Below are 23488 nucleotides of genomic sequence, written 5' to 3' on the forward strand. Positions count from 1 at the left end.
AAAACCGTACCTGTCCGTCCGGGGTGCGATCGCATCGATGTTCGAGAGCAAAAACAACATTCATGAATTAGCTTTTCAGACTATAAACGCGAACCTCTAAGGGATTGAGGAAACCACTGAGTTGACCATTTTTGAAGCTCATACCAGAAGCATGACCTGAAAACATAGGTTGTACTTCTGTCACATTTCCTGGAAGTTTAATCGCGACTCGATCGGTGCGATCGTATGAAGTATTGATGAAAACAGCTAAATTTTGGTTTTGATGCACCCAAATTCCAGCTAAGATGTTTTTCGCACCCGTCTCAATAGTTTTGAAATCTCCTTCTAGCAAGAACGAGCTAATTGCTTGCATTTCTGGTACTAAAGATTTAATTCCCATCCATAAATCTGGATGTTCCTGCAAACTCCACTCTCGATCGTAATAAGTGTAGTAAATAATTCCTTTCGCACCAGCTAAAATTGCCTGATATGTCATATTACGTACCTCATCAAAAGTTGGGATCTCCGCCGCTTCATCGTACCATCGAAATGACTGCAAGTTTCCAATAATTAAACGATTGTTGGGAGCAGCATTGCGAGCAATAGAAATTATATATTTAACCGAATTCAATGGTAGCTTTAATCCCACAGGATAAGCTTGAACTCCTACTGCATCAGCAGTATTAATAAAATTAGAAATTTTGTTTTCTTTGCTACCGCTAATATAGGTTATGTGAGCTGGGTCGGCAGTTTTGAACTTACAATGTAAATCTAAAATCTGATTGACAGTAAATCCATCTTTATTACTATCGACATCATCAGCAATACTCCAACCAAAAATCGCTGATTTATTCTTGAATTTATTGACAAATTGAATAGGATCGACCGTTGGCACTAACTCAAATTCAGTCAGGACGTAAATACCGATTCGCTCAGCCTCATCGAGAAATTTTTCATATTCTTCAAACTTTTCAAACCTTTTAAAAGAAGGGTGAATTATATTAAATCCAGCCGCCGCCATTTCACGTAAGTGGTTAATGCGAACGTCTGCAGTAGATTGCCAGGAAACGTGATAAAAACCAAAGGGAAAGAATGGCTTGCCATTAACCATAGCAGTACCGTCAGCACGCACCTCAACTCTAGGAGTAGCAGTAGGAAGAACGGGGATAGGATCTGCACAGGATAAGCTGACATCAGAACTACTGCACGAACTAAAATACAAAATAACTGAAATTAATAAAACTGATAATTTTCTATTTATTTGACCGGGAAACTTATTCGTGATTTTTCGGTTATTACTACTCATTTGTTAAGTTCCTCTGCTATCGTCTTGCTACTTGTTTAAATTCTGTCAGCGTGTCTTGCAAACTGCGCTCCTTCCTGGGGAGGAATAGTATTTTGTGTTCCACACGAACTCGCACTTGAACTCAAAGCTAAAGCACCGAATAGGAAAATCCACCACAGACAAGTAAGCATTTGCAGCCTAAAAATGAAAAAATTCATAAATAGTGAAAATCCTGAAGCAAGGATACCGCAACCCAAGATTGGAAATTCCAATTTTCTTGAATCGCGAAGGAGGAGACGAGCATAAACAGTCCACAAAAATACAAAATATAGAAAACCAGCCATTCCTAGCTCGACAATTAGTAGCAAAAAAGTTGAGTGAGGGTGATATAAAATCGGTCCGAAGGAAGTTCGTATGATCTTAAAAGTTCTTCCTCCCTCTGCATCTGAACCGTCCTCAAGATCGAGAATATACCAATCCCAATAAGAGCCATAACCAGACCCCAAAATATTTAAATCGGTAGTTCGATTACCCATAATTTTAAAAGATGTTAAATATGTATCTGAACGGGATGAGTCTTCCAAAGACTGCAAGCGATCGCCAGTATTTGATGTTGCAAAGACTATTGCTGCTGCTATCATTACGAAAACAATTACTCCCAGAGCAGCAAGGGCAGCAACTTTCTTGTTTTTATTAAATAAAATAGTCAAACAAAGAAATACACCAATAATGAGTATTGCGCCCCGCGACCCAAGACCGATGAGAGTCAGCATTAAAATAAATATAATGGTAAGCTTAAATAAACGTTGGGTAGGAGTTTGAATCAGCTCTTGAATCGCAAATGCCAACGCTGGTATTAGCACAAAATATCCATCATCTGACCCAAACAGGGGGCCTTGTACCCGCACTGTCGGATCGTTAATTAGCGCGGTTCTGACACCTGCAAACTGGAAGGATGATAAAGATGCAACTGTGTATAACAGCCCTACTCCAGCTAAACCAACTGTAAGTCGCCAGAGAAATAGCCGTACAGATGCAGCCGGTCTTTTTGCGATCGCATTATAGCCAAGCAAAAAGCTGGATGCTGTCAAGATCAGGGTACACATCATTCCCTTAGCATCGCGCGGGTCCAGGCGGCTATCTTGAAGGGATAGCGTAGCATAAAATATCAGGCTAAGAGTCAAGATCGGCAAGTGATAATGCCAAGGTTCGAGGAAGGCTGTGATTAGATTTTCCCGTCTGGGTAAAGCGGTGCTTGAGGTTTTTTTCCTCCTCGGCCAGAACAAGAATATGCAAGCGACTACCACAAGAAGTATGTCTTTGCCGTTAACAGGTATCGATTCAATTTCAAACCACGGAGTTTTGGTCGATGGTAGCACCGTCCAATAGAAAAAGCTCAACCAGAACAGCAGATCCAACATAAAACAAAATCACGAAAAATGACTAATGCTAGCAGCTAGGAAAGTTAGCTTCATAGACTTTTGTTAGCTCTTTTACACTCATCTCAATACTGAAAGAACTCTTTTCTAAAACCCCTAGGGCATCCAATTGGCTAATGGCCGATGTATTGCCTCGTGCTGCCAAAACTGCCTCTGCCCAATCCGATGCCGATCGCGACAAGGACATTCGCTGCACCAGAGGCTTGACAATATCGACTTCCTCGGTAATGACATCGGAAAAAATACAGGGAAGTCCAGCCGCTTGTGCTTCTAGCAATACTAAGGGCAACCCTTCGTGAAAGGATGGCAAAAGGAATACATCCATAGCACCTAGCATTAACTGGGGTACGTCAGATCGGACACCGGCGAAAATAATCCGGTCTGTCAAACCAAGCTGAATAACTTTCTGTTCGATTTCTGGGCGCAGCGAACCATCACCTATCAGTAATAGGCGCATTTTTGGTTCTCGTTTGGCAACTTCCGCCACAATTTCCAACAGAAACAGATGGTTCTTTTGTTCGATAAATCTGCCTACATGACCGATCGCAAAACCATCCGCAGGTAAACCCAATTCAGTCCGAATAGCAACCGAATCGACAGGAGACTGGAACGGAGTTAGATCGATGCCATAGTAAAGAATTTGCCTGCGCGGATCGGTTGACCATGCTGAACCGAATAGAGACGCGGCTGCCTTGTGGCTAACTCCTAAACCGACTTTTGCGTAGCGATCGACCCACCATTCTGTTAAAGCGAGATACAAACGCCGATACCATCCTGCTTTTGCCTGAACTGAGGAGGTATCGTTATGGCTTTGGGCAATGCGGACAGCTATGCCGGCTTGTTTTGCCAACCAAAGAACGTAACCGCTGAAGTGGTGGACATGACTGTGAACAATGTCATAGGGCCCGTATTCGCGTAGAATTCGTTTAAAGTTGCGACCGTACAGCCAAGGTTTTGCAGGATCGAGGCAGGGGATAATCTGGCTGCCAAGAGCACGCACTTCGCCATCGTAAGGACAGGGTTTCTCAGTGTGAACTACAAAGTCCATATGGAAACGATCGCGATCGATATTTCGCAAAACGTGCATCAGCCAAGTTTCTATGCCGCCCCGATTCATGCCGCCGACGACATGAAGAATACGGATTGGACGCTGCTTAGTCGATGTTTGATTTTGTTCCTTGATATCTGTCGAGTCTGTGCAGTGCATAGACGATAACTCCTAAACTAAAAACTGTTTGAACAATTGCAGTAACGATCAGCGCCAGCGCCGCCCCTTGAAGTCCCATAATTGGAATTAACCACAGACAAGCGATCGCAGAACTCCCCGTTACCAAAACAAACAAAGGCATTTGCACTCGAAAGTATCTAGCTGCCGTCATCCCGTAACCCAAAAAGGCAGAAACGTACCAAATACCCGCAGCCAGCATCAGCCATAGGAACAAATCTGCTCGATCGGCATATTCCGGTTTATAAAGTAAAGTTAAGATTGGTTTGCCGGCAACAACCGCGACAAAAACGCCTCCCGCACCTAACATCAAGCCAACCCCCACCAGCTTGAGCAAAAGTGTGCGAAAAGCATTGCTATTTCCCGCTGCATAATATTTTGCTAGTCGCGGACTTGCAGACTCCGCTAGCGCACTCACTACCATCTGCCCAACCACCATCAGGTAAGACATGGCAGCGAAAATGCCCAGTTCGCGTTCGCCCAAATACCGCTCGATAAAGTATCGAGGAATGTTAGTATTCAGCGAAATCAACATCATTACAAAACCCAGAGGTAAAGCAAGCCAAACTAACTTGCCCAAAGTTTTGCGGTGCCAGCGCGGGTACAAGGGATTGTGGCTGTTTGCAGGTTGAGCATCGGCAACTAATAAATCTGCTTCCTCTCTCCCATGCGAGAAATTTTTTAAAATTAATCTACCATTGCGAAGATCCCAGCCGAATAGGACTAAACCCCAGGCAATTGCTAATCCGATAGCTCCCCCTACAACACTTCCAGTCAGGGAAACTCCGATGCCTAAAAGTAACAGCGATAAAGGGCCTTTAATCATCAGGGCGATCGCTATTCTATCCATCCGTTCGTGTTGTTGAATCAGTCCGTAAAACACGTCGCTGATCGACTCAAATGCCTTCGCCAGTGCGATCGCCAAAATCACCAGCGAAGTCTCCCACCGATATCCAGCTTTGATCGTAATTCCCGCAATTATCAACAGTGCTAACCCAGTTCCAAGTAACCTCAGACCCAGATAATCGCTAAAAACATACTCCCCTTTCGCATCTGTCGCTTGGATACCTCGCAGTTGCAGATTAGTAAACATAATAACAGGTGCTGTCACTGCCAAACCCAAGGTAAATTGACCCACCATTTCAGGACTGCCCAATTTAGCAAGCACAACCAACATTCCCCACTGGGAAGCCGCATAAATGAGATTACCAGTGAAAGTCCAGGAAAAATTCCGGCGTAATGTTAGTGGTTTCAACTTTTGCATTACTAGCTAATTACCTGCTTGCTAATTGGTGGATTCCCTATGGTGTATTTCCCATTTCAAACTTATTCATAAATGCCCTATTAACTTTTACCAACCTTAGCGCTCATCAATTTCCCTACCGCGGCACATTCCACAGGCTTCGAGAAAAAGTATCCCTGTCCGTAGACGCAGTTAATAGATTTTAGCTGAGCTATTTGCCACTTCGTTTCTACTCCTGTGGCAATCATTCCCATACCTAATTCCTGAGTGATCTCCATAATTTTATGAAGAATTTCTAAGTTGTCGTTGTTAGCATCCAGCCCGCTGACTAGAGAGCAATCTAGCTTCAAACTGTCGAATTTCCCATACTTCAGCCGCGTCAATTGGTAAAGGTGAGTTAATGATAAATCACTGAGACCGCAGTGATCTATTTGTACTTGCAACCCTAAAGTTTTAAGTTTGAGAAAAACAGACCCAGCCAACTCGGAATTTTCCGTCACAACATATTCAGGAATTTCTAACCTCAAACTAGAAGCAGCGAGATTTGTTTCCTTCAATATTTGGTTGATCGTCTCGATTAAGTCAGCTTGGAAAAACTGTTTGCTAGTCAGATTCACGCTGACTGTTAAAGGAGAGTTAAGACGAAATTGCGACTGCCAAATTCGCATCTGGCTGCAAGCTTGCCGCAGCACCCACTCGCCAATAGGAACAATCAAGCCCGTTTCTTCAGCCGCTGGTAGGAATTCGTCTGGCCACAGCAAACCTCGATTCGGGTGCTGCCAGCGCAACAGCGCTTCAAAACCACTAATTTGATCGGTTTGCAGACAGACGATCGGCTGATAGTGAATCCGAAACTCCTCATTGGCAAGAGCCACCCGCAAATCATTTTCTAACTGCACAGATGCTGCACTGCTAATCTTTGCCAGAGCGGTTGTTTCTGTGGCTGTAATTGCGGGCAAATTGGCTGTTGAATATCCTGGTACGTACTCAGGCACTAACTGCTGTAACATTGAGACTATTAAATTGGGATCATTGCGATCGCCCGCTTGACAAAGGGCTTCTACTTCCCGGTCAATATTTTCTTTCACTAGGCGGCTGGCATTGCCAAGACTCAGAATTTTTTCGTGTTTAGTGCGGTTGTATTTCTCGCCCGGAATAAACAGTTCTTCAAACAATTTTTCTCCCGGCCGCAGCCCTGTAAACGCGATTTCTATGTCTTTGCCCACTTCATATCCTGAGAGCCGAATCAAATCCTTTGCCAAATCAACAATTCTGACTGGTTCTCCCATCTCAAGCATGAATACTTCCCCGCCATTGCCGATGACTGCGGCCTGCAAAACCAGTTGAACAGCCTCGGGAATTGTCATGAAATAGCGAGTGATATCTGGATGGGTAATTGTGATCGGCCCGCCCTCCGCAATTTGTCGCTTGAAAGTGGGTACGACACTACCCCGGCTGCCAAGAACATTACCGAAACGAACCACTACAAAGGGGTTTTGGGTTTTTTGGGCTGCTTGCAGCACCAGCATTTCGGCAACTCTTTTGGTAGCTCCCATAATGCTAGTTGGATTCACCGCTTTGTCGGTGGAAATCATCACAAAGTGTTCCACATTGTATTTCAACGCCAGCTCCAAGAGATTTTTCGTCCCCCGCACATTGTTAGTAATCGCTTCCGGCGAGTTTAATTCCATCATGGGTACGTGTTTGTGAGCCGCTGCATGAAAAATGATGTCTGGTCTATTTTTTTCAAAAACGTACTCTAAGCGATCGAGCAAACGAATGTCGGCGATGAAAGCTGTCAGGCGAGTAATATCTGTTTGGGTTTGGCTGGTCTTTTTGAGTTCTGACAGGACTTTTGTGAGTTCTTGTTGAATGTTGAATACAGAATTTTCTCCATGTCCGACGATGATGATTTCCGCAGGAGCGTACTTTAATATTTGCCGACAAAGTTCGCTGCCGATGGAGCCCCCGGCACCAGTAATTAGAACTTTCTTGCCTCCAATCAACCCCAAGACTTTCTGGGTATCGGTTTGAATGGGGGCGCGGCGGAGCAAGTCCTCAATCTGTACTTCTCTGAGGCTACCTAAACTGACGTGGCCTTTGATGATTTCATTGAGGCCGGGGAGGGTGCTGGTTGGAATTCCAATTGACTGGCAAATTTCTACGATTTCCCTAATCTCTTTTCCCGGAGCTGAGGGGATGGCAATCATGACTTTGCCGATATTTAGCGATCGAACTACTTCCGGAATGTTACAGCGATTGCCGACTACAGTCAGTCTGCCAATCTGCTTGGAGATTTTTTTGGGGTCGTCGTCAATAAAAGCGATTGGATCTAGTCCTACCTCCGGGCTCCTCTGCATCGTTTGCATCAGAGATGTGCCTGCACTGCCCGCACCGACTATCAGGACGCGGTCGCGTTGCTGAACTTTCCACGGTTTTTGGTTCCATCTTTCGAGGGCTGGAATGCTGAAACGAATGACCGCAACTAACAAAAAGCTAATGATAGCGTCTAGTAGCGGCAGCGATCGCGGAAGAGCGCGCCACGAATTATTTAGGTGGTAGAGTTGTTGGAACAATATAATTTCCACTGCTAGGGATATACCTATCAGCATCGCTATTTGTATCATTTCTTCCCGACCCGCATACTGCCAGTAACGCTTGTATAAGCCCCCCGCATAAAAGACTGCTAGTTTGACTGCTACAAATAATACTGTCACTAACGCTAGACTGTGTAGATAGGGAGCCAGAGTTAATGTATCATCTAAACGAATTGCCAGGGCCAATAACGGTGCGATCGCCAAACAAATTGCATCGATTATCAAAAAATGACGGGTTCTTAATCCCACCAACACTTTGCTGATTTTTTTTATGATCATATTCATCACACCCTATTACCCAAAAACTTTACTAAAACTATATCTAGTACCTAATGCCGAGGTAGTTTTTTATACCACCCTGCCCGCTGAAATTAATCAGCCTTTCTTTGAATCAGGCATCACTCAAGTGATATCATTAAGGCGACCATCAAGAATATTGCCCGTCTCCTAATTGTTTTATTATTATTTTTTTAGATTAAATTTTGAACTCTTAATGCTGAGTCCATCTTCTCCTAATAGTGGTTCCATTGCTCGTAAGTTTATAATTCTTTACTTGTTTTTAACAAAAATATATAATTTTTTTGTTATGGGGAACACAAATATATTTGTTAAAACCAGGACAATGCTTGACTTAAGTGATACAATAGATATCCTAAATAATGATTTGAAAAGCCTAGGGTGTTAGAGTTTACAAAAAATCATTTTTCGGGAGTAACTAATGGAATCAACTGAAAGTGGTATTGGATTTCAGGAATACTGGCAGATTCTGAAGCGCAGGTGGCTGCCAGCCTTAGCTGTATTCGCCTCGGTTGTTGCACTCACCACCTACGCCACGCTGAAGCAAAAAGCAGTTTATGAAGCAGAAGGAAAGCTGTTATTTAAGAAAACAACTCCTGGCTCTGCTTTAACAGAATTGGGAAAAGAAATCGGGCAGTTGACTCCTGCGGCGGAGCAAAGTAACCCTCTGACTACCGAGATCGAACTGATTCGTTCTCTAGAAAACGTCGAAAAAACTATAAAGAGGCTTCAGTTAAAAGACGAAACAAATAATCATCTGAAAACAAAAGATTTTTTTAAACAACTGACAGTAGCTACTATTCGGGGAGCTGATATCCTAACGGTTTCATACAAAGACCCCAACCCAAAAATAGCAGCAGATGTCGTAAAAACGCTGATGGATTTTTATATTGACAACAATCAAAAAGTGAATCGCTTAGAAGCTGTATCTGTTCGACAGTTTATTGAAAGGAAACTGCCTAACTCCGACCAAACTATGCGAAAAGCAGCGGCAGAATTGAGCAAATTTAAAGAAGATAATAAAGTTGTAAATCTTGAAGAAGAAGCTAAATCAGCAGTGGCAGTTATGGCGGAACTAGAAAGTAAAATCGACCAAGCTAAGTCGGATTTGCTCAATGCCAGTGCTAAGTCCAAAGCATTTGAAGACGAATTACAAATGAATCCCCAGCAAGCATTGGCCGCCAGCACTCTCAGCCAATCGAGCACTGTGCAGGAAGCTCTCAAAGAATACAAACAGATTGAGCGACAGTTAGCAATTGAGCAAAATCGCTACCTGGATAATTCGCCTATAATAACTAGGTTAGAAACGAAGAAAGCTACTATGAAAGCTTTATTAGACCAACAAATACAACAAGTTTTAGGCGGGCAACAGCCGTTGCAAAATCAAAGTTTACAGATAGGAGAGGTGAAACCAAAACTGATCGAAGAATTTATTAATGTAGATGTAGAACGCCAGGGTTTGGCTGAGCGAGTTACTATTTTATCAAATGCTCTAGCTGGTTACAGGCAGCGGGTAAAACTTTTGCCGAAGCTAGAGAAGGAAAAGCGGGAACTTGAAAGAAGACTCCAGGAAGCCGAAGCTGATTATGAAGAATTGCAGAAAAAACTCCAGCAAATTCGGATTACTGAAAATCAGCAAGTGGGGAATGCTCGGATTATCCAAAAGGCGAGTGTTCCGGAAGAACCAGTGCGTTCTCGCAAGTCTTTATTGCTGATATCGGGCAGCTTGTTGGGAACTCTGCTGGCGATAGGTGTGGCGATGCTTTTAGAGTCTCAAGATAAGTCTGTCAAAACTATTGAAGAGGCGAGGGAATTGTTTGGGTTTACTTTGTTGGGAGTGATTCCTTTTCATAAAAAGCCTGACAAAAATACTCTGCGCAATTCCAGGCGGCTTAAATCTACTTCCCTGGATTTAGAGCCATCTCCCCGACAGGTTATTGTTAGGGATACTCCTCATACTTCGAGCAGTGCTGCTTACCGAATGCTTCAGGCAAATCTGAGATTCCTGAGTTCTGATAAAGAGCTGAAAGTTATTGTTGTCAGTAGTTCGCTACCGCAAGAAGGCAAGTCTACTGTATCGGCTAATTTGGCTGTAGCTATAGCTCAATTAGGAAGGAAGGTTTTACTGGTAGATGCGGATATGCACTGTCCTGTTCAACATCGGATTTGGGAGCTTCCCAATCAATTAGGTTTGAGCAACGTGATAGTTGGACAAGCTGGGTTTGGGGATGCGATCGCACAAGTCATGGATAATTTAGATGTGCTGACGTGCGGGGTAATTCCGCCTAATCCAATGGCTCTGTTGGACTCGCAGCGGCTCACTTTATTAATTAAGCAATTTTCGGCTAGTTATGATGCCGTGATCGTTGACACTCCTGCTTTGAATGTTGCTGCTGATGCTCTGATTCTCGGGAATAAAGCCGATGGGATTTTATTGGTAGTGCGACCTGGAGTTCTTCATTCTGGTACTGTGGCTTTTGCGAAGGAGCTATTGAAGAAATCAAATCAGCACGTTCTGGGCTTAGTGGTGAATGGAGTAAGTCCTAAAAACGAACCGCACAGCCATTACTATTTTACCAATGAATCTTACACTCAAGAGCAGAGTCCTGGTATTAAAAAAACGAATAACCAGTAACCAATAAGAAGAGTTAACTGTTGTTATTGATTATTGGCAGCCGCACTCCGAAAGTCGAGCCGAGTCCTTCCCCAGGACTTTCGGCCCAGACAGTGCCGCCGTGGAGTTCAACGAGATGGCGGACGATCGCCAATCCCAGTCCCAGACCGCCGTAATTGCGCGTAGAAGTGCTGTCAGCTTGGCGGAAGCGATCGAACACAAACGGCAAAAACTCCTTGCTGATGCCAATTCCCGTATCGCTGACAACGATCGAAACAGAGTGAACCGGAGACGGCCCAGACAACATGGCGTCACCCGCTGCTCCCGGTTCCCCATCCTCCGAGAGCGTGATTTCCACGCGACCCGACGGCGGCGTAAACTTAATAGCATTCGAGAGCAAATTCCACACCACCTGCTGCAAACGAGTAGCATCGCCCCTCACCAAGCTCACCCCTTCGCCACAAAAACTCACCAATTCAATTCCCCTAGCTTCAGCATCAGGGCTCAGCGTCTTCAGGGCTGTTTCTACAATCCGCACCAAATCCACCGGGAACAGCTTCAAACACACTTTGCCGCTGACAATCCGGGAAACGTCCAGCAAATCCTCAATCATCTGAGTCTGCAACCGCGCGTTTCGCTCAATAGTCTCCAAACCTACAGCCGTTTTTTCGGCACTCATCTGGCGCTGCCGCAGCATCTGCGCCCAGCCCAAAATCGCGTTTAGAGGCGTCCGCAACTCGTGAGAAAGCGTTCCCAAAAACTCGTCTTTAATCCGGTTGGCCTCCGCTGCTTCCCGGTAAAGCCGTGCATTGTCGATCGCCACAGCCGCATCTCGCGCCAAATCCTCCAGCAAAATCAAATCCGACTCCCCGCAGCGGCGGCCCGACTCCCCGCACAGCAACGAAATCGCTCCCAGCGTCCGCCCGCGAGCGATTAGCGGCACGCAGATTGCCGACAGTACCTGGGATTGGGATCGCAGCACCAACTGCAGTTCCCTGTCCGGCACAACCGCCTCAATCACCCATTGCGGTATTTCTGGGTAGAGCTTCGACTCACCAGTCCGTAGCACCTTTGCTACTCCGTGCCGTCCCTGGGGGTCTAGCGGCATACGCCGATCGATTTGCCAAAGCAGAGCGACTTTGCTCGGATCTGAGTGAGCAACTGCTTGCAAGCGGATCGAGCCGTCGGCATCGAGCAAATGCACACAGCACCAATCACCCAGCCCCGGTACTGTTAAATCTGCCAAACCTTGCAGCGCCTTCTCGTAATCCAGGGAAGCCGACGACAGCAAAGCCAAAGCTTGAGCGTTAAAATATGCTGTTTGGGCCGATCGCTGGCGATCGTCAATATCGGTACAAGTCCCGAACCATTTGAGAATTTTCCCTTCAGCGTCCAGCACGGGCAATGCCCTACCCAGATGCCAGCGGTAAGCTCCATCAGATGCCCGTTTAAAGCGGTATTCCACCTCGTAAGTCTTCCCCGTCTGCACCGAGGTCTTCCAGCTTTCTACAGCATCATCCACATCATCTGGATGCAGGGCTAGCTGCCACCCCCAGCCTTGAGTTTCCTCCAGCGTCAAGCCAGTATATTCAAACCAGCGCTGGTTGTAGTAGTCGAGCCAGCCGTCGGGTCTGGCAGTCCAAACTATTTGCGGGATGGCTTCAGCGAGGACGCGGTACAACTGTTCGCTGGCTTCGGCTTGGCGACGGGCGGCCTGTTCCCGCGCCAATGCCCAATTCCGCTGTTCTTCGGCCTCTTTGCGAGCGGTGATGTCGCTAATCACGCCGATCCATTTGTAGGGATTGCCTTGTTTGTCAAGCACTGCTTTGCCTCGATCGATCCAGTGAAGCAAGCGGCCCCGGTGGCACTGAACGCGGTATTCCTGAAAAAATGGGGCAGCAGAACTGTCTGGCGCACTCAAATACCGATCAACCGCGGCCAAAACTCGATCCCGGTCGATCGGATGCAATATACTGTTCCAAGCTGCTCTTGTCCTCGGAAATCCGCCTTTTGCGTACTCCAAATGTTCGTCTACGTGACCGAACCACAGCACGATCCCGGTTTCGATATTCCATTCATAAATTAAATCACTGGCACTTTCTGCCGCAATCCGAAACCGCTCTTCAGACTGTCGCAGCACTTCCAGAAATTTAAAGCGTTCCGTCACGTCCAAAACCAGAGACAGCACCGATATCAACTGTCCCGAATCGCTGTAAAAAGCCGAATTGTACCACTCGCAGTGTACCAACGAACCCCACTTATTATAATTGCTGTTGCGAACTACATTGCAGCGATTTTCTGGTTTTCTTAAACTAAAAATTGCCGATTGCACCTCTTCCAAATCGCCCTTAGAAATAAAATTCCATTCGCTAAAATGCTTGCCTAAAACTTCTATTTTTTCCCAACCAAAAATCTTTTGAGCCGCCGGCGACCACCCGCTGAGACGAAAGTTTTCATCCCACTCAATCACAGCTAGGGGTGTATTTTCAAAATGAGAAGTGAGTTTTTGCAGCGCCTCGCGCAGGGATGCTTCTACTTGCTTGCGCTTAGTAATATCGCCAAAAGAAATAGCAATGCCGTCGCCCAATTTAACAGTCATAATCCGAAACCAGCCGACAATGCCTTCGCTGTTGTAATAAATCTCGGTTTCCAGGGGAATTCCTGTTTCTATAACTTCGACGTAACGGTCGAACAAATTGTTATCTTTATGGCCGGGCAGCACTTGCAGCAATCGCTTGCCGACTAATTCTTCAGGGGTACGGTGTTGCATTTTTGCCGCTGCGGGATTGACGTATTCCCATTCAAAATCCACAATTGTGGATTCGTCGCGGATGCTGCGGAACACGTTAAATCCGTCTAGAGATAATTCCTGAAAAACGCGGAAGCGTTCTTCGCTTTCTTGCAACTTGTCTACAGCGTCAAGCAGGAGTTCCTCGACTCGCTCGCGCTGTGTTATTTCTGCAAGCAATTGCTGGTTAATTTGCTGGAGTTCGCTTGTGGGGGATGGGAAGGAATTTTTAATAGCAGAGTCGGCTTGCGGTCGATCGACCTTTTGGGTTCGCAGCGCCGTATTTCCTGCAAAAGAGGCCGCTCCAGCCATAGCCAAGAATTGAGAAATCCAGGGTATCAGGGACGCTAAAACCCACAAAGAGATAATAGCGGTTAAGGCGGCGATCGAACTTGACAGCCATTCGCTGGGATGCACCAGCATCCAAACTTGCATCAAGTGAGTTGTCCCGCCCCAGAAAAACCAGGCTCCCAATAGGAGAAAACCCTTACTCAAAGGCACGCCCGGCTGCTTCCGGGCATAGTATGTCAGAATTGCTGGAATTGAATAATAAGCCAAGGCAATTAATACATCGCTGACCGCGTGCAGTCCCATCAACTGGGGTTGCCACTGGCAACAGCCATCTTGGGGAATAAAATTGTGGTTAAATGACATAATCTTAATAAATGGCAGCATTTCGGCTTTGCTGTGCGATCGATCCTAGTTGCACTTGTGTTGCTGACCCGCTAATTTCTAGTTTATACACAAAAAAACAGAAAACAAGAGTGACTTTAGTCCGGGGAAGAAAGTTCACAGCAGGCTTTAACCTGCCTGCAATATTAGTACATTAATTGAGAGGTAGAGGGAGAGTGAGGTACTATAATTCCCAAGGAGGTACGAAATTAAATGCTATATTTTGAATTCACAACTTACGGAAAAACAGAACAATTAAACTCAGTTGATGAAAGGATTACTAGAGTGCCGTTCATTGAAACGGTTTAGCTAGAAACTGGCAATATTCGATAAATTCATCTTTATTGAATCTATTTTTTGATAATTTTGCAGATTCAGAAATCCCTTCAACATAGGAGAATCGACCTTTACTTGGAGGCTCAGAAATCCTGCCGCAGCAGATTGATGCTTAGATCGCAGCATCCCTGCCTCTGGCCTCGGAATCAAAACTAATCTGTACCTGTATCAAAGTCTACTAAATTCTGCTACTAAATCGGTTAATGTCACAGATTATCTTCCAGTAAAATTTCTGAAACCATCTCTCTCGAATTAAACCTCCATGCGCTTAGAGCAGCTTCAAGCATTTCTTTCAGTTGCTGAAACTGGTAGCTTTCAGCAAGCGGCCCGGAAGTGTGGCGTTACCCAATCGACTATTAGCCGCCAAGTGCAGGGATTAGAAGCGGAAGTGGGTTTGTCTCTGTTTCACCGCACGGCCCACGCGAAACTGACTGTGGGAGGGGAATGCCTGCTACCTCACGCTCGCAAAATCTGTCAGACTTGGCGAAATGCTGCTGAAGAATTGGGAGACTTACGGGCGGGAAAGCAGCCGGAACTTTGCGTGGCTGCGATTCATTCGGTTTGCGCTGCTTATTTGCCGCCTGTGCTGCAAAAGTTTTGCCGTGACTATCCAGACGTGCAATTGCGGGTGACTTCTCTGGGGAGCGATCGAGCCCTGAAAGTCCTCAAAGATGGTTTGGTGGACATAGCGGTGGTGATGAACAACCGCCATTTTACTCAAGCCCCGGAAATGTTGGTTGAGGTGCTCTACAATGAGCCGATCGAGGTGTTGATGGCGGCGGGTCATCCCCTGGCTCAGTACGAACGGGTACCTTGGCCGGAATTGATTTGTTACCCGCAAGTGGTGTTTAAGGACGGGTACGGAATGCAGCGGATGGTGCAAGAACAATTTGGACGCATGGGTGCTAAACTTCATGCTGTTTTGGAACTCAACACTCTTGATGCTTTTCGGGGTGTGGTGCGACAGGGAGAGTTGATTGCTTTGCTGCCGCATTCAGCTTTGGTGGACGCGAAGGGCGATCGCACTTTAGCAATTCGGTCGATCGCCCAAGAGCGCTCAAATTCCAAGGTTTCGACGATCGGTCAATTGGCCGCAGATCCTACTTGGACTCGCGAAGTGGTGTTGGTGACAACTCACGATCGAATGCAAATTCCGCCGATCGCCCATTTCTGGAATCTGGTACGCGAATTTGTGCCCCCATTTGATGTAATCAAGCTAGAAAAATCAGGGAGTTAATACCATTTTAGATTTTATATTTTAGATTGGGAATGACTGATGAAATAATGGTTTGGAGATTTCCAACAATTGCCTTCTTTTTGGGAACTGGTATAATTCGATAATTTTAAATAGATAGTTCTGAAATTTAAATTTAAAACGGTTCAAATACTACCAATTACCCCTTACCAATTACCAACTTCAAATGTTATGAGTGACGCATTTAGAGAATTGCTGCGAAAAATTGGCAGCGGAGTACACACAGGAGAAAACTTAACTCGCTCGGAAGCATCAGCAGCAACGCGGATGATGCTGCTGGGGGAAGCAACACCGGCTCAAATCGGAGCTTTTATGATTTCCCACCGCATTAAACGGCCCACTGGGGAAGAATTAGCCGGAATGCTCGATGCTTATGAAGAATTGGGGCCTATGCTTGCCCCCCCAAACCGAGAAAAAGGGTTTTCCGTCTCTACCGTCGCCGTGTTTGGCGTTGCTTACGACGGGCGATCGCGCACGGCTCCAATTAGCCCAATAACCGCCCTAATTTTAGCCGCCTCTGGCGTCCCAACCCTCATGCACGGGGGGGATACCATGCCAACCAAGGAAGGCATTCCCTTGATTGAAATTTGGCGCGGTTTGGGAGTTGACTGGAGAAAACTGAGTTTAGAAAAAGTCCAGCAAGTTTTTGACAATACGGGTTTGGGTTTTGTGTACCTTCCCAAGCATTTTCCTCAAGCCGCTGCTTTAGTGCCCTACCGCCGCGAAATTGGAAAACGGCCACCTTTTTCGACAATGGAGTTGATGTGGTGTCCCTGTGCCGGCGACGTTAACGTCATATCGGGCTACGTCCACCCGCCCACAGAAGGTATGTTTCAAAAAGCCTTTGAGCTGCGGGGAATCAAAAATTATACCACAGTCAAGGGATTGGAGGGAAGCTGCGATTTGCCGCGCGATCGTACTGCGATTATCGGCATTGCTAAGCCGGACGCTGAGTTTGAGCGACTGCTTTTGGCCCACGGAGATTACGGTTTTAGCAGCACAAATCCTGCCTTTGAATCAGCCCCTGAGTTATTCAAACAAATGCAGGAAGTGTTGCTGGGAAAACCCTCGGAATTGATGCAGTCCGCTATCTGGAACGGCGGCTTTTATCTGTGGCGCAGCGGAGTTTGTTTGGATATAAACTCTGGTTTGATTGAGGCAGAAACTTTATTAAGCCGCGGTCAAGTCGTGCAAAAACTTGAGGAAGTTAGCCAAGCCGTTAGTATTTTGAGTTGACAGTTGACAGTTGACCGTTAACTACTGACTACTGACTACTGACTACTAGACATCTCTAATAATTGTGGAACAGGCCGGAAAGCCTGTTCAAAATAGGCAATTCTTGCGATAACTACAGACTACAGACTAATGACTAATCATAAAATTGCTGTAATTGTGCTGGCAGGCGGTCAAAGTTCGCGGATGGGTAAGGATAAAGCTTTGCTGGAAATTGAGGGCAAATCCCTATTGCAGCGGGCGTTGGAAGTTGCCACAGTTGTAACCCCCGAAGTTTATGTTCTGACTGCTTGGCCCGATCGCTATCGATCGACCTTAACCGAAACATCCCAATTTCTGGTAGAGTACAATCCGGGCTCCGGCCCTTTGGTTGCATTGACTCAGGGATTGACAGAAATAGCCGCCGAGTGGATTTTACTGTTAGCTTGCGATTTGCCTTTGTTGGATGCCCAGATTATTCAGAATTGGGCAAGTCAGTTAACAGAATTTCCCCCATCAACTTTAGCAGTTGTCCCTTATCAAAATTCGCGCTGGGAGCCTTTGTGCGGCTTCTACCGCCAACAATCTCTGCCCAGTTTGCAAAATTTTATTGACAAAGGGGGACGTTCCTTTCAAGTTTGGTTAAATCAAATTCCCGCAATCCCTCTACCTGTAGGGGAACGAGAAGCAGTAATGTTATCGAATTGCAATACATTAGAAGAGTTTGAGAAATTAAAAGGTAAAATGAGTAACGGTTGACTGTTGACTGACTAATGACTAATTACTAATTACTAATTACTAATGATTAACGCATATTGGTTGCTCGATCGCGATATAACTTTCCTCAATCACGGCTCTTTTGGGGCTTGTCCGATTGCCGTACTGGAAGCGCAAACCATTTTTCGAGAACAAATGGAAAGAGAACCATTGCGCTTTTTACTGCGGGAATTTGAGCCCTTGTTGGATAATGCAAGAAATCAGTTAGCAACATTTATCGGTGCGGCTGAGGATGACTTGGCGTTTGTGCCGAATGCGACGACGGGAGTAAATGCAGTTTTGCGATCGCTCTATTTTTATCCGGGCGACGAATTGCTAACTACAAATCAGGAATACAACGCTTGCCGCAACACACTTAATTTTGTAGCCGAGCGTACAGGCGCTAAAGTAGTAGTAGCAGAAGTCCCCTTTCCCATTGAGTCACCCGAACAAATTATTGAAGCAATAATTAAGTGCGTTTCACCGCAAACAAAGTTGGCTTTATTAGACCACGTTGTGAGCCAAACAGGTTTAATTTTTCCCATCAAACAGTTAGTCGGTGAGTTAGCTAACCGTGGCGTGGATGTATTGGTAGACGGAGCTCACGCGCCGGGAATGGTAGCACTGAATTTAGATGAAATTGGCGCGGCTTACTATACGGGAAATTGCCACAAATGGCTGTGTGCGCCCAAAGGTGCGGGCTTTTTATACGTGCGGCGCGACAAGCAAAATGCCATTCGCCCAACTACTATCAGTCACGGTGCTAATTCGCCCCGCGCTGATAAATCGCGCTTTCAATTAGAATTTGACTGGACGGGAACTGTCGATCCCAGTCCCTATTTGTGCGTGCCTGTAGCTATTGATTTTATGGGTTCTTTGTTAAGCGGCGGCTGGCCAGAATTGAGGGCAAAAAATCATGCTTTAGCATTGGCGGGGAGAAAAATATTGGCTGACAAATTAGATTTGCCGCTGCCTTGTCCTGATGAAATGGTTGGTTCAATGGCTGTTGTGCCACTGGCAGACTCCCAGTCTGATGTGGTTGCAAAGGGAGGAATTCCACCTTTGCAAGAGGCGCTATGGGAGATTTTTAAAATTGAAGTTCCCGTGATTCCTTGGCCGGATGCTAGCAAGCAGTTGGTGAGGATTTCGGCTCAGTTATACAATACTTTGCCGCAGTATCAATACTTAGCTAATGCGCTAGTTGAGCTGACGAGAATTTGAGTTGGAGGTTCCCGGAAAGCAACATCACACCCAGCTACAAACAGTTATAGGTTTGTAGTTAGGTTGTCGCTTATTAGAGTTGATTAATACAGACTATTTGTCCTTACTATAAACGTAGTAAAGGTTATACAAATAGGCACCATAAGAGTAAAAGTTATGCCAGGAATCACCTTTATTTCTTGCATAATTGGAATAGTGTTTAGCTACAATAAAAACAACAACAAAAATATATCTAAAACCCCATAGCCCTAAACTTCGCCAATCCGCCCAAACCGAATAAACTTTGTAAATAACCCGCTTAAATTCCTAATTTAAAACAGGGTTGTTAAATCGGATAGCGCACAACTTCGGCGCAACAGAATATAATGTATCCACACTTGCATTTTTGCAGATAAAAAAAAGAAATGAAAAGAGGCGAATACCATGTCCAATGCCATGATGGTAATCTACCCCTATCGCGAACAGTACACCTGGGTTTTTGACGACGAGCGAGTCGGACTTGTCCGAGAACCATTTGTTCAGGGCGTCCCCGAAATGATTAACACGCTTGTTGCAGACATTCCCAATGCCGCTCAAGGTTTCCGACTTTTATTTTCAGCCAATCCATTTCCCGGATATCAAGCAGAAATGCTGTGGTTGAAAGCAGAATACGGCGGTAACTGGTATCGGTGGGAATCGAAAAATCTCGAAGGCTGGCTGTGTCCGGCTATGTTCAAATACTTTCCAGAAGCACCGCCCAAGTTTTACTGCAAAGCTGAAAAACTGCAATAATCAACAGCAAGTCAATGAAAAACTTGTCAATTTTTAAAAGAGACTTTGTTAAACCAGTCGATCAAATCTCTCGAAAAAAGCCTAAATTCTTCCTGTATATAGTGGGGCTATTTTTCCTAGTTTTCACAGCCGCCATCTCGGCTACATTGGGGGCAATTACCGCCCTTTTAGCTCCCGTGGAACCCCCAATTATCAATAGAGTATTAGAGGCGACTGGCTTTGACTATCTATCCTCCAACCGCTCTGGATACCGCCTGTCGCGGTCAGTTAATATCTTGATATTGGGAATTGACGGCGTGCCGGAAGCTGTCGCCAATTCCCCTAAGATTTTTGAAGGTCGCAGCGATACCATACTCTTATTGCACCTCGATCCTAGAGATAAATCTATTAGTTTGCTTTCAGTTCCACGAGATACTCAAGTCGAAGAGCCCGGAATTAGCTTCAGCAAAATTAGCGAAGCCAATGCTAGAGGAGGAGCAGCTTTGGCGACGCGATTGGTTAGCAGTATGCTGAACAATACGAAAATTGAACGATACGTGCGAGTCAGCAGTAATGCGTTTCAGGAATTAGTCGATTTGTTGGGCGGAGTTGAGGTATTTGTACCTCGCGCGATGTCCTATACAGATACCGCTCAAAAGTTAAAAATAAACTTAGGGCAGGGATGGCAAACTCTCAACGGAGAACAAGCAGAACAATTTGCTCGATTTCGCAACGATGGTTTAGGAGATATCGGCCGCATTCAGCGGCAGCAATCTTTAATTCAAGCTATTCGGGACCGCCTCGCAAGTCCATCAGTATTGGTGCGCTTGCCACAAATTGTTCGATTGATGCAAAAATATGTGGATACAAACCTAAATTATGAGGAAATATTGACGCTGGCAAATTTCGGTTTGCAATTGGAGCGAGATAATTTTAAAATGGTAATGTTGCCTGGACGTTCTAGTTCAGAAACAGGGGATTTGAGGAGTTATTGGATTGTAGATGCGCTGGGGCGCGATCGCATTATGACACAATATTTGAACCTGGGTGTGCCGGATTTTGAACAAGGACGAATTCGCAATCCCAGCGAGTCCCTGTTGCCCAAAAACCTCAAAATATCTGTCCAAAACGCTTCTAGCAAACCGACTACCGCAAAAAACGTTGCTGAATTTCTCACAAAAAAGGGCTTTTTTAATGTATCTGTAGTGCAGGATGCGCCCCAGAAGCAGCGTCAAAGTCAAATTATTGTTCAGCAAGGCGATTTAGAGGCAGCCAATCTACTGCAAAAAGAGTTAGGTGGCGGCAAACTTGAAGCATCTTCTACGGGTGAAATTAATTCTGACTTGACACTTCGCGTTGGCGAAGATTGGGTAAAGCGATTTTAATTAGTCAACAGTCAACAGTCAACTAAGCTGTGGCGGCATTTAAATTGTCTGTCAAAAAAAATTAATGTCTTGTGGGGTGGGCGTCCCGCCCGTCCTGAATCTACAATTTAAATGCGCGACAGCTGATGCCCAATTCCCCATTCCCATCATTATGAAAAGCGTTTTCCGAATATTCCTGAGCCTGTTTTTAAGTTTAGTGTTGGCTGTTGGGTGGGTGCTGCTGAGTGCTACTCCGGCATTTGCCCTGCCGAAAACAAATATTAATTACACAAACATTAATTTGTCCGATCGCGATTTTTCCAACTCCGATTTAGCGGGGGGAACATTTGTGGCTGCTGAAATGCGGGGAACAAATTTTCAAGGTGCTGATTTAACTAATGCGATTTTGACTAAGGGAGTTTTACTAAATGCCAACTTGTCAGGTGCAAACCTCTCCGGTGCTTTGGCAGATAGAGTTACATTCGACGGCGCTAATTTGACAAATGCTAATTTTTCCGAGGCAATCATGACTCGAACTCGGTTTTTTGATGCTGCGATTTCCGGCGCTGATTTTACTAACGCGATTATCGACGCTTATCAAGTGAGTATCCTGTGCGAGAAAGCAGATGGTGTCAATCCCGTGACAGGAGTTTCTACCCGCGAAAGTTTGGGATGTCCATAGGAATTCACACTTAAAGAAAATCCCTGGCTCATTATCTGATTAGATGCACCTTGAGCGAGGTAAAATACACAGATTAAAGCCCCTCTCCTGCAAGGCGAGGGGTTTGAGGAAATTTCCAAGTATCGGCTTTATCGAGCGCTACAAATGCCTGTGCTGGCAGTACCAACTACCAAATCGGAATTCAAAAGTAAATCTAAATCGGTGTCGGGATTAACAGCATACAAATCGACTTTATCTCGACCCAAAAATACCCCGATCAAAGTCCCGATTCCCGCACCGCCGAGCACCTCTTCAGTCGCGATCGCCCGATCGCCCGTAACACCTGCGATCGCCGCCGCTGCTGCTGCACCCAACGCCGTATTCTTAACCAGATTACCAACATTAACGCCCTTGGTAACAGTTTCTTTCCTAGTAATCACTTGCGAAGTGGCATTGAGAGGCACTCTGCTGCCGTTGATGATACTTAATTCTTGAGCTACAAATTGAACCCCCGAAGCAGTCGATCGCAATTCGCCGCTAATTTTCGAGCCTTCGGGTATCAGCACTTGGCCATTATTGCCCGTAATATCCGAAGCTACAGTCAGCGTAATTGGAGACTTGTCATTAGGGGCGAGCAAAATCTTGCCTTTTGCATACTCGATTGGAATAGTCACCCCCCTGGGAATTTGCACAGCAACAGACTCGTTAACATCAACCTGAGCAATGTAAGGAGAATTAATTGCTCTTGCTTGATTGGTACTCACTAATGTTTGATAGATAAAAGCAGCTACTTCAGCTCGCGTTGCTGACTTGTTGGGTTTGAGAGATTTAGGATTGGGATAGCTGACAACCAACTGTTTTTCAGTAGCAGCAGCAACGCTTTTGACAGCATAAGTTTGAATCTCACCCGCATCATTATAGTAGCTGAGAACATCTTGAAAATCGCACGTAGGCTCATAGCCCATTCCGTTATTTAAAGCGACTACAACTTGAACGCGAGGAATCTGCTGTGTTGGCCTGAAAACATTGCCGGGATAGCCAGACATCCATCCCATTTCGTAAGCTTCGGCGATCGCCCCGCTTGCCCAAAAATTAGAAGGAACATCGGCAAACCTTACAGCACCGCGGGTTTTTGCCTTTTTCACAGAACGTACCATTGCCGCGAATTCAGCCCGCGTTACCGGTGCATCCGGGCGAAAACTACCATCGGGAAATCCTTTGATAATGCCTCTTTCCGACAAATCTTGAATAAAGTCTTTTGCCCAGTAGTTATTATTAACATCCGAAAAAGCTGTTTGAGCAAAAGAAGGCGCGGGAGCTAGCATCGGCGCTGCGGTTCCGGCAACGGTTCCCAGTGTTAATAAAACAGATGTACCGGATTTAATGCGATGTAATACAGACATTATTTGATTCTCCAATTTACACATTTTTTTATTGAGAATAACTAAGCTTTTGAGAGGCTGATTGATTCCTGCCCAACTTGCTTTTTCCCTCAGTTATGTAATCATTATTGAAGAATTTTACTTATGGTGCGGGGAAGATACGGTCTTTTAAAAAAAATATTTTTATGGTTATTGGGTAATTTTAAAATGCTTAAATTCCTTAAAATCCTTATGTTGCTTATCTCCCTTATCTACCTTGTGTCTGCAATTAAAATGATTTAGAGACAAAGCCGTTTGATATGCGATCGCATACCAAATTGTATGAGATTGATTTAACAAAAAAGCAATTGCCTGTCGCTAAAATTTAACCATCGGCGATCGCAATATTTTGGCTCTACATTAAATCGAATAC

At 45.3% G+C, this 23488-nt stretch carries 15 protein-coding genes; 8 read left to right on the forward strand and 7 right to left on the reverse strand.

Annotation, left to right across the window (positions count from 1 at the left end; translation table 11 throughout):
* Positions 1–67: 67 nt before the first annotated feature.
* From QUA10_RS10090 to QUA10_RS10110, 5 genes are all read right to left on the reverse strand, one after another.
* Positions 68–1285, reverse strand: coding sequence for a hypothetical protein (locus QUA10_RS10090; RefSeq protein WP_333080123.1), 1218 nt, complete (start codon positions 1283–1285; stop codon positions 68–70).
* Positions 1286–1320: 35 nt separating this feature from the next.
* The gene (locus QUA10_RS10095) at positions 1321–2337 is read right to left on the reverse strand and encodes a hypothetical protein (RefSeq protein WP_333086231.1); all 1017 of its coding nucleotides are present in this window, start codon (positions 2335–2337) and stop codon (positions 1321–1323) included.
* Positions 2338–2713: 376 nt separating this feature from the next.
* Positions 2714–3910, reverse strand: coding sequence for a glycosyltransferase family 1 protein (locus QUA10_RS10100; RefSeq protein WP_333080120.1), 1197 nt, complete (start codon positions 3908–3910; stop codon positions 2714–2716).
* Entirely contained in the window at positions 3858–5192 is a 1335-nt protein-coding gene (locus QUA10_RS10105; RefSeq protein WP_333080118.1) for an oligosaccharide flippase family protein, read from the reverse strand. Before QUA10_RS10105 ends, QUA10_RS10100 begins: the two co-directional genes overlap by 53 nt.
* A gap of 80 nt (positions 5193–5272) precedes the next feature.
* Positions 5273–8047, reverse strand: coding sequence for a polysaccharide biosynthesis protein (locus QUA10_RS10110; RefSeq protein WP_333080116.1), 2775 nt, complete (start codon positions 8045–8047; stop codon positions 5273–5275).
* 439 nt (positions 8048–8486) lie between these two features.
* Between QUA10_RS10110 and QUA10_RS10115 the strand changes: the two genes are divergently transcribed.
* Positions 8487–10700 (forward strand): polysaccharide biosynthesis tyrosine autokinase, encoded by a 2214-nt coding sequence (locus tag QUA10_RS10115; protein ID WP_333080115.1) that lies wholly within the window; start codon positions 8487–8489, stop codon positions 10698–10700.
* Between the two features lie 13 nt (positions 10701–10713).
* Here QUA10_RS10115 and QUA10_RS10120 read toward each other — a convergent pair whose 3' ends face one another.
* On the reverse strand, positions 10714–14142 hold the full coding sequence (locus tag QUA10_RS10120; RefSeq protein WP_333080113.1) for a PAS domain S-box protein: 3429 nt from the start codon (positions 14140–14142) through the stop codon (positions 10714–10716).
* Positions 14143–14737: 595 nt separating this feature from the next.
* Between QUA10_RS10120 and QUA10_RS10125 the strand changes: the two genes are divergently transcribed.
* From QUA10_RS10125 to QUA10_RS10155, 7 genes are all read left to right on the forward strand, one after another.
* Positions 14738–15712, forward strand: coding sequence for a LysR family transcriptional regulator (locus QUA10_RS10125; protein WP_333080111.1), 975 nt, complete (start codon positions 14738–14740; stop codon positions 15710–15712).
* A gap of 189 nt (positions 15713–15901) precedes the next feature.
* Positions 15902–16966 carry an anthranilate phosphoribosyltransferase family protein gene (locus tag QUA10_RS10130; protein ID WP_333080109.1) on the forward strand — a complete coding sequence of 355 codons (1065 nt, stop codon included), beginning with the start codon at positions 15902–15904 and terminating at the stop codon, positions 16964–16966.
* 129 nt (positions 16967–17095) lie between these two features.
* A complete protein-coding gene (locus QUA10_RS10135) occupies positions 17096–17701 on the forward strand; it encodes a molybdenum cofactor guanylyltransferase (RefSeq protein WP_333080107.1) in 606 nt (201 codons plus the stop codon).
* A gap of 42 nt (positions 17702–17743) precedes the next feature.
* Positions 17744–18919, forward strand: a complete 1176-nt coding sequence (locus QUA10_RS10140) for an aminotransferase class V-fold PLP-dependent enzyme (RefSeq protein ID WP_333080106.1) — start codon at positions 17744–17746, stop codon at positions 18917–18919.
* A 423-nt stretch (positions 18920–19342) separates the two neighbouring features.
* Positions 19343–19690, forward strand: a complete 348-nt coding sequence (locus QUA10_RS10145; RefSeq protein ID WP_333080104.1) for a DUF6717 family protein — start codon at positions 19343–19345, stop codon at positions 19688–19690.
* Positions 19691–19704: 14 nt separating this feature from the next.
* Entirely contained in the window at positions 19705–21054 is a 1350-nt protein-coding gene (locus tag QUA10_RS10150; RefSeq protein WP_333080103.1) for an LCP family protein, read from the forward strand.
* A gap of 151 nt (positions 21055–21205) precedes the next feature.
* Positions 21206–21715 (forward strand): pentapeptide repeat-containing protein, encoded by a 510-nt coding sequence (locus QUA10_RS10155; RefSeq protein WP_333080102.1) that lies wholly within the window; start codon positions 21206–21208, stop codon positions 21713–21715.
* Positions 21716–21843: 128 nt separating this feature from the next.
* On the opposite strand, the gene QUA10_RS10160 is transcribed toward QUA10_RS10155, so the two are convergent.
* Entirely contained in the window at positions 21844–23097 is a 1254-nt protein-coding gene (locus QUA10_RS10160) for an S-layer homology domain-containing protein (protein ID WP_333080101.1), read from the reverse strand.
* Positions 23098–23488: the final 391 nt, after the last annotated feature.

It is taken from the genome of Microcoleus sp. Pol8_D6 (genome assembly GCF_036700965.1).
Taxonomy (GTDB): Bacteria; Cyanobacteriota; Cyanobacteriia; order Cyanobacteriales; family Microcoleaceae; genus Microcoleus.

Excerpts from the sequence above, each read along its gene's own strand:
- QUA10_RS10145 (WP_333080104.1), top strand. The coding sequence starts at position 19,343 with ATGTCCAATGCCATGATGGTAATCTACCCCTATCGCGAACAGTACACC.
- QUA10_RS10105 (WP_333080118.1), bottom strand. The coding sequence starts at position 5,192 with ATGCAAAAGTTGAAACCACTAACATTACGCCGGAATTTTTCCTGGACT.
- QUA10_RS10125 (WP_333080111.1), top strand. The coding sequence starts at position 14,738 with ATGCGCTTAGAGCAGCTTCAAGCATTTCTTTCAGTTGCTGAAACTGGT.
- QUA10_RS10100 (WP_333080120.1), bottom strand. The coding sequence starts at position 3,910 with ATGCACTGCACAGACTCGACAGATATCAAGGAACAAAATCAAACATCG.
- QUA10_RS10140 (WP_333080106.1), top strand. The coding sequence starts at position 17,744 with ATGATTAACGCATATTGGTTGCTCGATCGCGATATAACTTTCCTCAAT.
- QUA10_RS10115 (WP_333080115.1), top strand. The coding sequence starts at position 8,487 with ATGGAATCAACTGAAAGTGGTATTGGATTTCAGGAATACTGGCAGATT.
- QUA10_RS10110 (WP_333080116.1), bottom strand. The coding sequence starts at position 8,047 with ATGATCATAAAAAAAATCAGCAAAGTGTTGGTGGGATTAAGAACCCGT.
- QUA10_RS10120 (WP_333080113.1), bottom strand. The coding sequence starts at position 14,142 with ATGCTGCCATTTATTAAGATTATGTCATTTAACCACAATTTTATTCCC.
- QUA10_RS10150 (WP_333080103.1), top strand. The coding sequence starts at position 19,705 with ATGAAAAACTTGTCAATTTTTAAAAGAGACTTTGTTAAACCAGTCGAT.
- QUA10_RS10130 (WP_333080109.1), top strand. The coding sequence starts at position 15,902 with ATGAGTGACGCATTTAGAGAATTGCTGCGAAAAATTGGCAGCGGAGTA.
- QUA10_RS10155 (WP_333080102.1), top strand. The coding sequence starts at position 21,206 with ATGAAAAGCGTTTTCCGAATATTCCTGAGCCTGTTTTTAAGTTTAGTG.
- QUA10_RS10090 (WP_333080123.1), bottom strand. The coding sequence starts at position 1,285 with ATGAGTAGTAATAACCGAAAAATCACGAATAAGTTTCCCGGTCAAATA.
- QUA10_RS10160 (WP_333080101.1), bottom strand. The coding sequence starts at position 23,097 with ATGTCTGTATTACATCGCATTAAATCCGGTACATCTGTTTTATTAACA.
- QUA10_RS10135 (WP_333080107.1), top strand. The coding sequence starts at position 17,096 with ATGACTAATCATAAAATTGCTGTAATTGTGCTGGCAGGCGGTCAAAGT.